The sequence below is a fragment of the Arthrobacter sp. zg-Y895 genome, assembly GCF_020731025.1.
GTDB lineage: Bacteria > Actinomycetota > Actinomycetes > Actinomycetales > Micrococcaceae > Arthrobacter_B.
Genome location: NZ_JAJFZY010000013.1, coordinates 40,170 through 54,565, shown reverse-complemented (window position 1 = coordinate 54,565; position 14,396 = coordinate 40,170). Strand labels below are relative to the sequence as shown.

Sequence of the window (14,396 nt, the reverse complement as noted above, 5' to 3'; positions counted from 1 at the left end):
CCAGCCTCCGTCCCCTGTTCAGTATTCACCGTTGCCATAACCCCAAATTACCATTCTCCTCAGCGTTATCAGTTTGCCCATCCGCACCAGCTGCGCGTCAGGACGTTTCGAGGCCCTCACGGTCCTCGAGCTCGCGGCCGGACAGCTCGGGAAGTTTGGTCTTCACGAACCAGAAGGACAGCACCGCGAACGCGGTAAAGATGGCGTACATAATCCAGACCCCGAAGTTATCGCTGACCCACGGGAAGGCAAGGGTAACAATGAAATTGAAGATCCAGTTGACCATGGCGCCCAGGCCCAGGGCCAGGGACCGGATGTTGTTCGGGAAGACCTCGCCCAGCGTCACCCACATGACCGGACCCCAAGTGGCCGCAAAGAAGACCACGAAGAGGTTTGCGCCCACCAGGGCCACCGGGCCCCAGATACCGGGCAGGGAGACTTCGCCGTCTACGTCCACGGCCTGGAAGAACGAAACCGTGGCTGCCAGCAAACCCACGAACATACCGGCGGAGCCGATCATCAGCAGCTTGCGCCGGCCGATGCGGTCCACGAAGGCGATCGCTACCAGGGTCATCAGCACGTTCACGATCGAGGTGATCACCGACGTCGTAAAGGAATCGCTCTCACTGAAGCCCACGGACTTCCACAGGGTGGTGGAGTAGTAGAAGATCGCGTTGATGCCGACCAGCTGCTGGAACGCGGCGATGGCCATGCCCACCCAGAGAATGGGCTGCAGGCCGAACTTGGGTCCGCGCAGGTCCCGGAACGTCGGCTGCGGGCTCTTGAAGCTGTCGCGGATGTCGGCGATCTTGCGGTCCGTATCCGTCACACCGGAGATGGAGGTGAGCACCTTGGCGGCTTCCGCGTCGCGGTTTTTCCGGACCAGGTACTGCGGGGATTCCGGAATGGTCAGCGCCAGGACACCGTAGACAATGGCGGGGACGACGCCGACCAGCAGCATCCAGCGCCAGGCCGGCAGGCCCCACCACAGTTCACCGAGCGCGCTGCCTGCGGTGTTCGCCAGGAAGGCGTCGGAGAGCAGGGCGGCAAAGATGCCGATCGTGATTGCCAGCTGCTGGACTGAACCCAGCGCGCCGCGCCATTTGGCGGGGGCAACTTCGGCAATGTAGCCGGGGGCGATGACGGACGCGGTACCGATGGCCAGGCCGCCGACCAGCCGCCAGAGCATGAGGTCCCACTCGGAGAAGGCCAGTGCCGAGCCCACGGAGTTGGCCGCAAACAGCACAGCGGCACCGACCATAACCAATTTGCGGCCCAGCTTGTCCGCCAGCTGGCCGGCAAACCATGCACCGGCAGCACAGCCGAGCAGCGTGATGGCCACGGTAAAGCCCAGGATGCCCGGGCTGAGGGTGAATTCCTCGCCGATGGCATCCACCGCGCCGTTGATCACTGCGGTATCGAACCCGAAGAGCAATCCGCCCACCGCTGCGGCAACGGTGACACCAATCACCTTGCCGGGGTGGGCCACCCGTTCGGATCCGCCTTTGTTAGGTCCTGGCTGCGTCGCGCCCATCGACCGTTCCTCTTTTTCTACTCAACTAGCTGCGTACACGTGACTGGTGTCAAAACACTTAAGCCTACGCACAACACTAAGCATGCTTGTTCATGCACGGTAGCCGGAGCACGCCTGCAGCAACAGATACGCGCCCATCGAAACGCGCAGATTGGTGGTCCCCGCCCTGGAATTCCGGCGCAGGCACCGGGCGGAGCGCCCCGCCGGGACGCCGGAACCGTGGAAGGGGAACATAGCCGATGTCGTCCACTTCACAGGGCCCCGGCGCTGCTCCGACCGCAGGCGGTTATCCTGATGCCGCCGCGACCGCTGCTGCCACGGCAGGTGCCACCCGGGGATCCAACGCGCTGGGGACGATGTATTCCGCCCGCAGGTCCTCCCCCACGAGATTCGCGATTGCCGCAGCCGCGGCAACCTTCATCCGGGCGGTGATCCGACGGGAGCCGCTGTCCAGCGCACCTCGGAACACTCCCGGAAAGGCGAGGACGTTGTTGATCTGGTTCGGGAAGTCGCTGCGGCCGGTGGCGACGACGGCGGCGTGGCGGCGGGCGATGTCCGGATGGACTTCAGGATCGGGGTTGGACAGGGCGAAGATGATGGCCTCGGGTGCCATGCCCGAAAGGACTTCCTCCGAAACCGTTCCTGAGGAGACGCCGATAAAAACGTCTGCTCCCTTCAGCGCCTCGGCCGTGCCGCCGTCGACGCCCCGGGGGTTGGTCCGGGCAGCCAGATCCGCTTTGATGCTGGTGAGCCCGCTCCGGGAACCCGAAACGATGCCCTGTGAGTCCAGCACAACGACGTCGGCGATTCCCGCTTCCAGCAGGATGTTGGCGCATGCGACCCCGGCCGCGCCGGCGCCGGAAATCACCACCCGCAGGTTCCGCAGTTCCCGGCCGGTCACCCGGGCGGCATTGCGCAGTGCCGCCAGCACCACAATGGCGGTGCCGTGCTGGTCGTCGTGCATTACAGGGCAGTCCAGCGCTTCGATCAACCGCTGCTCCAGTTCGAAGCAGCGCGGCGCGGAGATATCTTCCAGGTTCACGGCTCCGTAGCTGGGCCTCAGCCTGACGAGGGTTTCGATGATTTCGTCCACGTTGGTGGTATCCAGCACCAGCGGAATCGAGTTCAGGCCGCCGAAGGTGCGGAAGAGTGCAGATTTCCCTTCCATCACCGGCAGGGATGCGGCGGCACCGATATCCCCCAGCCCCAGGACGGCGGTGCCGTCGCTGACCACCACCACCAGCCGGGAGGCCCAGGTGTGGGTTGCGGCCAGTTCCGGGTCGGCGGCGATGGCCCGGCTGACCTGGGCGACACCCGGCGTGTAGGCAATGGACAGAGCCCGCTTGGAATCCAGCGGCAGCCGGGTTTCCACGGAGAGTTTCCCTCCCTCGTGCGCGGCAAGGATTTCTTCGGCCGTAATGGGATCGGCACTGTTCAAATTGGCGGCGACGGGCGCGGGTGAAGCAGTTTCAGGTGTAGGCATAGCGGTGTGCTCCAGCTGTTGGTTCCAGGGAAGGTCCCGCCGTGCGGGCCCGGGATGAACGGGCGCAGGGACGGCGGATACCGGAAGCCGTAGGGCTCCGGGCCAGAGGCAACAGGATGGGATGCCTTAGCGGCCGGGGGCGGGGTCCCGGGGATGCCGGAACTGCCCTGCCGGGCGCGATGACTGCCAGTGTAAGCGCAGGAATGGGCCAGCCTGCAACTTGGCGCGCGAGCGAATCCCCCGGGTGCGGGTGCATCCCTGCGTTTTGTGCAGATCCCTGCGCCGCGCACCGCAGGAAACCGGACAAAGTGCGGGGATCCAGACAAACCGAGGGAGGGCCGCTGGAGCTCCCACGAAAAAGGGCCTGCAACACGGGTAAAACCCGGTCACAGACCCTTTGCTGGCTCCCCCGACTGGACTCGAACCAGTAACCCTTCGATTAACAGTCGAATGCTCTGCCAATTGAGCTACGGGGGAAAGCGGCGTCCTCAACTATACAGGAAGTTCCCGGTCCTTCCGACCACACCTCCCTTAAGGCACTCCGGTGTGCTGGCGGGCCACGGACGCTGGGCCCGTGAGACAGTTGCGCATGGTCAATCAGGTCCGGAAAGTCGTCTGCTATGCGGTGCAGCAGGGCCACCTGCTGGTTTTCACCCACAAGGAAGTGCCCCTGGAAGTCACGGGCGTGCAGGTTCCGGCAGGAACGATCCGGCCCGGTGAAAAGCCAGCCGATGCCGCAGTCCGCGAGCTGCGGGAGGAAACCGGATTACCCGGCAAGGTTGCGGCATATCTCGGCGAGTCCCGGTACGACCTGCGGCCGATGCGCCAGGAGATTGCGACCCGGCACTTCTTCCTGCTGGAGGTTCCGTCCATGGATCCGGCCGCCCGCTGGGACGCCGGCGAGCCGGATCCGGAGCACGGCGGGCCACACGCAGCCTGGACCTGCTGGTGGATGCCGCTGAACCAGGCCCACGTCCTCGCCGCGGGCCTCGGCGCAATGCTTGGCGGGCTCGGGCAGCACAAAAAAGACCCCCGACCTGCATAGCTGCAGATCAGGGGCCTTCTTAGTTGCTCCCCCGACTGGACTCGAACCAGTAACCCTTCGATTAACAGTCGAATGCTCTGCCAATTGAGCTACGGGGGAAAGCGGCAGGTTTTACTTTACAGAGATTCTGCGCCGAAACGAAATCGGCACCCTGCCGGAGGAATCGGGGCGGTTACTGGTCTCCCCGCAGGGCCCGGCGCTGCATCTCCAGCTCCATGAGCTCACGGTTGAGCTGGTGGAACAGTTCCGGATCGGCGTTCGGATCCAGGCGCTGCAGCTGTCCCAGCTTTTCGGCCTTGAGGTGCGTCACCTGGAGCTCGAAGAGCCGGTTCAAAATGTCCCGGCAGTACAGGGCCAGCGCATCGGCGTCCCGGGCCGGCAGCGGCGTCACGGCCAGCTCGCTGACGAAACCGCGCATCGGCTCCGGCAGTTCCTCCCGCACCCGTTCCACCCAGGCGGCGGGCGCGGTTCCGGCTTCACCGGCAGCACGGATTGCGTCATGGACAGCCACGTAGGCCGGAACCGTGAACCGGGCCGCCTTGAAGCGTTCCCACTGTCCGGCGTCGAGCATGCCCGGCTGCTGCAGGGCGACTTCCAGCGCCTGCCGTTCCATCCGGGCGGCGGGATCATTCGGGTTGGGACGGCTGAACCCGGATGAACGCTCCGGCTCCTGCTGCTCGCTCTGCTGCCCCTGCCACTGCCGCGGCGATTGCTCATCGCGCCGGCCGTACTGCTGCTGGCCCCCACGCTGCTGGCCGTACTGCTGCTGGCCCCCGCCCTGCTGGCCGCCGCGCTGGCCGTATTGCTGCCGCCCCGGCTGCCCTTCCTGGCGCCGCCCTGCCGGTGCTGCCTGTCCGGCATTGTCTCCGCCCGGACCTGCCGTTCCGCGCTTGGCAGCGGCATTGACCGCACGGCTGACGTCGTCGACGTCGGTCCCGAGCCACCCCGCGAGTTCCCGCGCGTACGCGGGCCGCATGGCCGGGTCACGGATGTCCGCCACCACCGGCGCCGCGGCGCGCAGTGCGGAAACGCGGCCCTCCACGGTGTTGAGGTCGAACTTACGCAGCGTGGAGCGGATAGCGAACTCGAACAGCGGGCGGCGGGAAGAGATCAGTTCGGCAACCGCGGAGTCGCCGTGCGTCTGGCGGATGTCGCAAGGGTCCATGCCGTTGGGGTCCACGGCCACGTAGGTCTGGGCAGTGAACCGCTGGTCCTCTTCGAAGGCGCGCAGTGCCGCCTTCTGTCCCGCGGCGTCGCCGTCGAAGGTGAAGATGACCTCTCCCCCGGTGCCGTCGTCGGAGAGCAGCCGGCGGGCGATCTTGATGTGGTCGGTGCCGAAGGCAGTGCCGCAGGTGGCGACGGCGGTGGTGATGCCGGCCAGGTGGCACGCCATAACGTCGGTGTAGCCTTCCACGACCACCAGCTGCCGGGTCTTGGCAATGTCCCGCTTGGCCAGGTCGATGCCGTAAAGGACCTGCGATTTCTTGTAAAGCGGCGTTTCGGGGGTGTTGAGGTACTTGGGGCCCTGGTCGTCTTCGTAGAGCTTGCGTGCGCCGAAGCCGATAACGGCGCCGGTGAGGTCCCGGATAGGCCAGATGAGCCGGCCGCGGAAGCGGTCGTAGAACCGGGAGGCGTCCGAGCCGGTGGAGAACATTCCGGTTTCGGCGAGTTCCTCGCGGGTGAAGCCCTTGGCCGTGAGGTGCTTGAGCAGCGAATCCCAGCCCTGCGGGGCATAGCCGACCCCGAAGTGCTCCGCTGCTGCCGGGTCGAAGCCGCGTTCCTGGAGGAAGTTCCGGGCCGCGGCGGCTCGCTGGGTGCCGAGCTGGCTGCGGAAGAACTCTGCCGCTACCTTGTGCGCATCCAGCAGGCGCTGGCGCTTGCCCACGTCTTCGCGGCGGGGTCCGGTGCCGCCGTCTTCGTAGTGCAGTTCGTAGCCGAGCCGGGCGGCGAGTTTCTCCACCGTTTCGGAGAAGGTGCCGTGGTCCATCTTCTGCACGAAGGAGATGACGTCGCCGCTCTCACCGCAGCCGAAGCAGTGGTAGGTGCCCACCTGCGGACGGACATGGAAGGACGGCGAGCGCTCGTCGTGGAAAGGGCACAACCCCTTGAAGGAGCCGATACCCGCCGATTTCAGGGTCACATAACCATCGATCACGGCCTTGATATCAGTGCGCAGCCGCACTTCATCGATGTCTTCACGCTTGATCAGTCCGGCCATAGCATCCAGTCTATTCTTCCCCGCCAAACCGACCGGGAAGCCCCGGCGAAGCGGGGAAGATGCGCTCGGCGTCCGCGAATGAAGCCGCGGGCGCCGAACGCCTCCGATATTCCCTAGTTCTCCTCTTCCGGACGCCGGCCGAGGAAGATCCCCAGGCCGCCGATCAGGCACAGCCCCGCGCCCAGCGCCAGATAGGCACCGGCGGATACCTCCAGCCCGGTGGCAGGCAGGTACGGCCGGCTCGGCTTGTACCCGGCCGGTGCCGGCCGATCCGCCGGACCCGGACCCGCTGCGAAGCTGAACGTATTGGACACCTCTGCCGTGGCGGTACCCCTGGCGGGGATGGTGACCGGAGCCGGAAGGGCCGAGACCACTTGCACCGCAGACGTAGCCCCGCTTGCTATCTCCATCACCGTGCATTCACTGCCCGCAGCCAGACCATCGAATTCAGCGGTCACGTCCCCCGTGGCGCCGGCAGGGATCCTTACGGTTTCGTCCAGCACCGAGCTGTCCGGTCCGCACCGGACCTGCAGGATAATCTCCCCCTGCTCCCCCGCTGCCTCACCGGCAATGACCTTTGTGACCGCAAGCGTGCCCGGGAGGAACGCATATGTATTCGTCACCGTGGTGTCGACGGTATCGCCCGCCAGGATTTCGACGTCGCCGGGCAAATCAGTGTCCACGGTGACTGCCGCAGTGGCTCCGGTCACCGGTTCCGTAATGGCGCAGGAGGCGCCTGCCGGGATATTCGAGAACACCGCGCCCACGTCTTCGGTGGTTCCGGCCGGAACCTGTGAGATCTCCTCAAACACCGTCACCCCGTCCAAGGTGCACAGGACATCGACCTCCACGGACTCCTGGTTTCCTGCCGCACCGCCGGCGATGACCTTGGTGACGGTCAGCGAGCCCGGGTTCACCGTGTAGGTATTGGTAACGGTAGCTTCCGCCGTTTCCCCGGCGGCTATCGTCACGTCTTCGGGCAGTTCCACGGTGACGCCCACCGCGGGCGTTTCACCCGTTGCGGGTTCAGAGACAGCGCAGCTGGCACCTTCCGGGATTCCACTGACCGTGCCGGGAACGGTTCCGCTGGCGCCTGCTTCAATGGTGATCTCCTGACGGATCACCTCTTCTCCGTCCACGGTGCAGACGACCTCGATCGTGATGGGACCCTGCTCCCCGGCTGCCGGGCCGGCAATCACCTTGTCAACTATCAGGGCCCCGGGATTCACGGTGTACGTATCCGTCACTGTGACCTCCACGCCAGCGCCCGCGGGGACGGTGATCATGCCGCCCGCTGGATCAACCACGGTTTCCACACTGACCTCGGTGGTGGCGCCGTCGGCGGTCTCGGTGACCGTGCAGCTGGCTCCCGCGGGCAGGTCCTCAAACTCCTCGGTGGTTGGTTCCGTGGTGCCGGCTGCAACGGTCACGGTCGTGTTCAGGACCGTCGCGCCTGCAGCGGTGCAGGTCACCTGCAGCGTGACAACGCCCTGCCTGCCGGCCCCCGTCCCGGCAATGTCCTTCCGGACGGCGAGTGTTCCCGTAGTGAAGGTGTAGTCATTGGTCAGTGCGGCAGTAACGCTGCCTGCTGGGGGAACCGTTACGGTCCCTTCCCCGGTCACGGTAACGGCCACGGCGGTGCTTGAGCCGTCAGCGGTTTCCGTCACCGTGCAGCTGGTGCCGGCATCAAGCTCCGGGTACTCGAACGACGCCGGGTCCGTGGTTCCTGCCGGAATAGTTTCCGTGGTGTCCAGCACGGTGGTCCCGTCCAGGGTGCAGACCACGGAGATCGTCACCTCGCCCTGGGCCCCGGATGCCTCCCCAGCGTTGGTTTTGGTGACCACCAGCGTTCCCGGTGTAAAGGTATAGGTGTCCGTGACCGCCGCCGTCGCAGTGCTGCCGGACACGATCGTGACGGCGCCGGGCAGGATGGTGCTCACCTGGACGCTGTCATTGGCTCCGGTGGTCGGTTCGGTGATGGTGCAGGTGGAACCCGCGGGAATGTCGTTGAACGTCTCGGACGCTGTCCCGGTGGCCTGCGCGTCGATGGTGAAGGTGAACGGGGTCCCGGTGCCGCAGTCGATATTGATAACGACGGCGTCCTGGCTGCCGGCGGCCGGTCCGGCAATCGTCTTCGTGACGGTAAGGGAGCCCACCTCGGTGAAGGCTGCGGCCGCCGTCGCGTTGGAGCTGAGCTCCCGCGTGACAGCTAGGATCAGCTTCTGGGCGTTGTCCACCCCCGGCGTTGCCGCGTCGTAGAGATAGACGTTGCCAGTGGGTACGGTGACCGCGGCCCGGGCCGTTAGGTTTGCCGGTCCCGTTGCGCCCGTGTCGCTTCGCACCCAGATCTGCGTTCCGCTGGGAACTGGACTGTTCAGCGGAACGGTCCCGTCGGCGTCGGCGTAGAGGCTGAAGCCTTCGTCCACCGTTACTTCGATTTCATCCGCTTCCGACGTCACCGTGTGCGGTCCGGCGACTCCGGTCACGGGTGCTCCGGTAGTGGGCGGAGTGATGGCGATCGCCGGAGGGTCCGGCTCCTCCAGCGGCCCGGCTGCGATGGTCGCATTCACGATCGACGCAACTGTGGAGTAGATGCTGCTTTGCCGATTTACCACGTAGCCGTCCGTGAAAAACCAGATGGCTGCCTGCACTGCGGCCGCCCTCGTGTTGTTATTCACGCCGGCGGGGAGGTTCGTGCTCGGATAATAATTGTTCAGGATCCGGTTGACGTACCCGATGTTGGGAACGTTGGACTCATCCCACGAGCCGTTTTCGTAGCCGATTCCCGCTCTCGTGGAGGTGCGCAGGTCGATGCAGTACATCTCGGCAGTGGTGGTGCCGCTGGCGTCCTGGGTATTGATGATGCCGGCAAAGTTGACGTTTTCCGTCTGGTACCCGGCCGGAACACCGGCGGGATACGCGTCAATGGGCCAGGTTTGCCCCAGGGGCGGCAGCCCTCCCGACACCCTTGTCCCGGCACCCAGCGAGGTGATCACGATGTCAGTGTTCGAGTTGTTGCCAGAAGGCGCACCAAGAAGAGGCCCGGGATCCACGGCGGCCTGCGCGGGCAGCCCCAGCGGCAACATCGCCAGGCCCAGCAGGAAAACCAGGAGGCTCCGAGAGTGGAACCGTCGGCTTCCTTTCCTGACGCGACGTATCTGACGGGAACGGGTTGACTGCTGTGTGCTCATTGGCGGTCCTCGGGTGCGCGTGTTCGGCCGACCGCCCGGCGATAGTGAATCACCGGACGCTGGACCACCCCGCGCCAAAGGCTAACGGGGCAAGCACCCAACCGCCAGAGAGCTGACCGGAACCCCTACCAGAGCGCCGGAACCGGACCTACCAGCCGCTCGTGGAGGGCGAGTGCCGAACCGTCCGTCAGCGAGGCCACCTGGTCGACGACGACGCGGAGCCGGGCGCCGTCGTCGGCCGCGTCCCGCCAGTCTGCGGCGAACATCGGGTCCAGGTGCTTGTCCCCGGTGGCGGAGAGCTGGGCGACAAGGGCAGTGAGGATTTCACGCTGGCGTTCGTACAGGGGCTGGCGCTGGTCAGTGGTCATAACGAACGTGGTGGCCAGGCCCTTCATAACGGCGATTTCCAGCTGGGTGTCCTCGGGGACCACCATTTCGGCGTTGTACCGGGTCAGCGGATCGGTGCCGTAGATGCCCCGCGTCGCTTCGAGGGCGCTGTTGCAGAACCGGCCGATGAGCTGGCTGGTCATGTCCTTCAGGGCAGCCATCGCACGGCGGCTGCCGTCGGATTCGCGCACCCAGACGTTCGTGGCTTCCAGCCGTGCGAGGGCGGCTTCAATGGCGGCGGCCTCGACGCCCGGCAGGTACCACTGCTGCGTGTAGCCGACCACGCGGGCACGCTGGTCGGGATTGTCCAGCCATTTGAGCTGGACGTGGCCGGCGACTATTGCGTCTTCGACGTCGTGCACCGAGTAGGAGATGTCGTCGGCCAGGTCCATCACCTGCGCTTCGAGGCAGGAGCGTCCGTCCGGAGCTCCGTCGCGCAGCCAGGTGAAGACGGGCAGGTCATCCTCGTAGACACCGAACTTCGTGGTGCGGTGCCCGTTGACGAGCGGAGCGTCTGCAATGGACCACGGGTATTTGGTGGCGGCGTCCAGGCTTGCCCGGGTCAAATTCAGCCCGGCAGGCGTGCCGTCGGGAGCAATGATCTTCGGCTCCAGCCGGGTCAGCAGCCGCAGCGTCTGCGCGTTGCCTTCGAAGCCGCCGATCGCATGCGCAATGTCGTTCAGCGCGGTCTCGCCGTTGTGGCCGAAGGGCGGGTGGCCCAGGTCATGGGACAGGCACGCGGCGTCGACGACGTCGGGATCGCAGCCGAGCGCATTGCCCAGTTCCCGGCCCACCTGCGCCACTTCGAGGCTGTGCGTCAGCCGGGTGCGGACGAAGTCGTCCGTATCCGGGGCGACCACCTGGGTCTTGGCACCCAGCCGGCGCAGGGCGGAGGAATGCAGCACCCGTGCCCGGTCTCGGCCGAACTGCGTGCGGTTGGTGTTTTTCGCCGGTTCCGTAACCCAGCGGGCCAGGTCAACTTCGGTATAGCCTGCGGTTTGGACTGCCTGCGGGAAGGTCATGGGTTGCTTTAGCCGCCTGATACGTCGAGTTCGGCTGCCGAGATGATGGATTTCTGGGCGGCGTTGAGTTCCCGCCCGTCCAACCAGCCTTCCGGCAGCGCTGTCTTTTTTGGTGTTCCGGCCCGTCCGCGCGGTCCCTCGGCGTCTGTGCCGGGGTAGGGAACATCGGGGTCCAGCTGGTCCAGCAGTTCACGGAGTACCGTCAGGGACGGTACCGTGGCCAGTTTAGCGCGGAGGTCTCCCCCTACTACGTAGCCCTTGAAGTACCAGGCCATGTGCTTGCGGATGTCGCGCAGGGCAATCACTTCGTCGCCGAAGGTCTCCACCAGCAGTTCCGCATGCCGGTACACACTGTCGGATACCTGCTTCAATCCGGGCCGGTGCCGCTCGGTGCGTCCCTCGAAAGCCGCTTCCAGGTCACCGAAGAGCCACGGGCGGCCCTGGCAGCCGCGTCCGATGACGACGCCGTCAACGCCGGTTTCGCGAACCATGCGGATGGCGTCCTCAGCGGACCAGATGTCGCCGTTGCCCAGGACGTTCATGTCCGGCAGGGCTTCGCGCAGTTCCGCGATGGCGGACCAGTCGGCTTTGCCGGAGTAGAACTGCGACGCGGTACGTCCGTGCAGGGTCACGGCAGCAACGCCGGAGTCGCGGGCGATCTTCCCGGCATCAAGGAAGGTCAGGTGGTCCTCGTCAATGCCCTTGCGCATCTTGATGGTCAGCGGCACGTTGCCCCGGGAGGCTTCCTTCACCGCCGTCTGCACAATGGCGGTGAACAGGTCCAGCTTCCACGGCAGGGCCGAACCGCCGCCCTTGCGGGTGACCTTCGGGACGGGGCAGCCGAAGTTCAGGTCAATGTGGTCGGCACGGTCCTCCTCGACCAGCAGGCGGACGGCTGCACCGACGGTCTTGGGGTCCACGCCGTAGAGCTGGACGGAACGGACCTTTTCGTCGTCGTCGTGCTTGATGATCCGCATGGATTCCGGCGAACGTTCCACGAGGGCGCGGGAGGTGACCATCTCAGTCACGTACAGCCCTCCCCCGTATTCGCGGCAGAGCCGGCGGAAGGCCTTATTGGTGATGCCGGCCATGGGTGCCAGGATCACCGGGGTGTCCACGGTGATCGGGCCTAGTTGCAGCGGGGGAAGCTCAAGCTTGAGTTCCGGAGATAAAACAGTCACCCCTCTATTCTCGCAAGCCGATGCAAATCCGGTACCGCCCGGCGCCGAGCCCGGGAAAGCTGCCGGCGCGGGGAATTGACACCGGTTCCCTGCCGCCCCTAGCGTGCTGGTGATCTGCATCACTTTTCACTTCCGCATCAAATCGGTTTCGCCGCTGCAACCGAAGATTCGAGGTTTCCCATGACCACCGCTGCCAAGAGCACCTCCGCACCGTCCGAGAAGGGGCTGGCCCGCGTAGCCCAGGTGATGGCCCGCTGGACGGAGAAATGGTTCCCGGATGCTTATGTCTTCGCTCTCGGCGGCGTGGTTCTTGTCGCTTTGGCTGCCCTGCTGAACGGTTCCTCGCCGCAGGCCGTGGTGGACTCCTTCGGGAACGGCTTCTGGGACCTCACGGCCTTTACCCTGCAGATGGCCATGGTGGTGCTCACCGGCTACACCGTGGCCACGTCCCCGCCGGTGGCACGGCTGATCGCCCGGCTGGCGCTTGTTCCACAGACGGCGGCAACCGCCGTCAGCTTCGTGGCTTTCCTGTCCATGTCCGTGTCCTTCCTGAACTGGGGGCTTAGCCTGGTCTTCGGCGGGCTGCTGGCACGTGCGATTGCCCGCCGGCGCGACCTCCAAGTGGACTACCGCGCCCTGGGAGCAGCGGCGTTTATGGGGCTGGGCGCCGTGTGGGCACTGGGGCTCTCTTCCTCAGCCGCGCAGCTGCAGGCAACGGCGGCCTCCCTGCCGCCGGCGCTGTTGGAGGTCACCGGGGTGCTGGACTTCGGCAAGACCATCTTCACGTGGCAGTCCCTGCTGACCTGCGCCATCCTCATCGTGCTGACCACCCTCATTGCCCACTTCTCCGCTCCGCGCGGGGCGGCTATCCGCACGGCGCAGGACCTGGGCGTGGACCTGGACGATTCCCCGGAGCCGGCGGCCAAGCGCGAGCGTCCAGGCGAGTGGCTGGAGTACAGCCGCATCCTGCCGGTGCTGCTCGGCCTGCTCACCGTCGGCTGGCTGGTATCGCAGTTCGTGACCAAGCCCTTCCTGACGGTGATCTCGAGCCTGAACGGCTATCTGCTGGTCTTCCTGATCCTGGGCCTGGTGCTGCACGGCACCCCGCGCAACTTCCTGCAGGCGGTGACCAAGGCCGTTCCGGCGGCGGCCGGCATCCTGGTGCAGTTCCCCCTGTATGCGGCCATGGCGGCCATCCTGACGAAGGCTGAGGGGTCCGGCGGCATAACCGTCTCCGAACATCTGGCCGAGTTCTTCACCAGCATCGGTTCCGGGGGCGGCTTTGCCGTGGTGATTGCGGTCTATACCGTCATCCTCGGCGTCTTTGTTCCATCGGGCGGCGGGAAGTGGCTGGTGGAGGCACCCTATGTGATGCAGTCCGCCACCGACGTCGAAATGAACCTGGGCTGGACCGTACAGATCTACAACGTAGCCGAGGCCCTGCCGAACCTGGTGAATCCCTTCTTTATGCTCCCGCTGCTGGCGGTCTTGAAGCTGCGGGCCAGGGACCTGGTGGGATTCACGTTCCTGCAGTTCACCATCCACCTCCCGGTGGTGCTGCTGCTGGTCTGGCTGCTGGGCATGACCTTCAGCTTCGAACCTCCCGTGATCCCTCCGGAGGCACCCGCACCGGCACCGTAGTCCGGCCCGGGCCCGGCGGCATCTAAGATCGAAGGGACAGTATTTCCCTTCCGCCTAAGGACCCATTGCCGCATGCCACGCGAATCCGGCACGAAGCGCGCCATACTCGACGCCGCATTGGACCTGGCCGCCGCCAACGGCATCTCCGGAACCACCATGGACGACGTGGCCGAACGGGCCGGGGTGGCCAAGGGCAGCCTCTATTACAACTTCTCCTCCAAGGACAAGCTCTTCGAGAAGCTCCTGCTGGAGGGTGTGGGCGCCTTGACCGAGTGCCTCCGGGATGCGCGCAGCGGCCTGGCCGGCTGGAAGGCCATCGAGTCGATGGTCCGCGCTCTGCTAAAGCTGCTGTCCGAAAACCGCGCCCTGGCCAAGCTCATGGCTGCGGAGATCCTGCGCACAGACCGGACCTGGCAGCACTCCCTGCACCTGCTGCGGCAGGAGGCGCTGGCCGAGTTCGTCGAGCCCATCCGTCAGACCGGCGGGCCCGACGGCCTGCCCGACGGCGGAACGGACCGGCTGACCCTGATTGCCGGCAGCGTCTTTGGCGCCACCCTGATGGGTGCGCTTGACTGGCTGGTGTTCGATCCGGAACGTTCCGTGGATGATGTGGCCGCAGCCGTGCTTTATGCGTTGTCCGGGCGGCTGCAGTCCTGAGTCCTGACACGAAAAGAGGCGGCCCCGCATGGTGCGG

Annotated in this window: 9 protein-coding genes and 2 tRNA genes; 3 read left to right on the top strand and 8 right to left on the bottom strand. The window is 65.7% G+C overall.

Annotation, left to right across the window (positions count from 1 at the left end; genetic code table 11):
* Positions 1-97 precede the first annotated feature (97 nt).
* The 3 genes from LJ760_RS16575 to LJ760_RS16565 form a co-directional block, all read right to left on the bottom strand.
* Positions 98-1,534, bottom strand: a complete 1,437-nt coding sequence (locus tag LJ760_RS16575; RefSeq protein ID WP_227924427.1) for a sugar porter family MFS transporter — start codon at positions 1,532-1,534, stop codon at positions 98-100.
* 286 nt (positions 1,535-1,820) lie between these two features.
* Positions 1,821-3,017: an NAD(P)-dependent malic enzyme gene (locus LJ760_RS16570; RefSeq protein ID WP_227924426.1), complete on the bottom strand. Its 1,197-nt coding sequence runs from the start codon at positions 3,015-3,017 to the stop codon at positions 1,821-1,823.
* Positions 3,018-3,418: 401 nt separating this feature from the next.
* Positions 3,419-3,494, bottom strand: a tRNA-Asn gene (locus tag LJ760_RS16565).
* Positions 3,495-3,606: 112 nt separating this feature from the next.
* Between LJ760_RS16565 and LJ760_RS16560 the strand changes: the two genes are divergently transcribed.
* Positions 3,607-4,062: an NUDIX domain-containing protein gene (locus LJ760_RS16560; protein WP_227924425.1), complete on the top strand. Its 456-nt coding sequence runs from the start codon at positions 3,607-3,609 to the stop codon at positions 4,060-4,062.
* Positions 4,063-4,088: 26 nt separating this feature from the next.
* On the opposite strand, the gene LJ760_RS16555 is transcribed toward LJ760_RS16560, so the two are convergent.
* From LJ760_RS16555 to dusB, 5 genes are all read right to left on the bottom strand, one after another.
* Positions 4,089-4,161 (bottom strand) — tRNA-Asn (locus LJ760_RS16555).
* A 73-nt stretch (positions 4,162-4,234) separates the two neighbouring features.
* Positions 4,235-6,280, bottom strand: a complete 2,046-nt coding sequence (gene dnaG, locus LJ760_RS16550; protein WP_227924424.1) for a DNA primase — start codon at positions 6,278-6,280, stop codon at positions 4,235-4,237.
* A gap of 113 nt (positions 6,281-6,393) precedes the next feature.
* Entirely contained in the window at positions 6,394-9,276 is a 2,883-nt protein-coding gene (locus LJ760_RS16545) for a thioester domain-containing protein (protein WP_227924423.1), read from the bottom strand.
* A gap of 320 nt (positions 9,277-9,596) precedes the next feature.
* Positions 9,597-10,880 carry a deoxyguanosinetriphosphate triphosphohydrolase gene (locus LJ760_RS16540; RefSeq protein WP_227924422.1) on the bottom strand — a complete coding sequence of 428 codons (1,284 nt, stop codon included), beginning with the start codon at positions 10,878-10,880 and terminating at the stop codon, positions 9,597-9,599.
* A gap of 8 nt (positions 10,881-10,888) precedes the next feature.
* Positions 10,889-12,184 (bottom strand): tRNA dihydrouridine synthase DusB, encoded by a 1,296-nt coding sequence (dusB, locus tag LJ760_RS16535; protein ID WP_442860676.1) that lies wholly within the window; start codon positions 12,182-12,184, stop codon positions 10,889-10,891.
* Between the two features lie 57 nt (positions 12,185-12,241).
* On the opposite strand from dusB, the gene LJ760_RS16530 reads away from it, so the two are divergent.
* Positions 12,242-13,702 (top strand): short-chain fatty acid transporter, encoded by a 1,461-nt coding sequence (locus LJ760_RS16530; protein WP_227924420.1) that lies wholly within the window; start codon positions 12,242-12,244, stop codon positions 13,700-13,702.
* A 72-nt stretch (positions 13,703-13,774) separates the two neighbouring features.
* Positions 13,775-14,359: a TetR/AcrR family transcriptional regulator gene (locus LJ760_RS16525; protein ID WP_227924419.1), complete on the top strand. Its 585-nt coding sequence runs from the start codon at positions 13,775-13,777 to the stop codon at positions 14,357-14,359.
* The last annotated feature ends 37 nt before the right edge of the window (positions 14,360-14,396 follow it).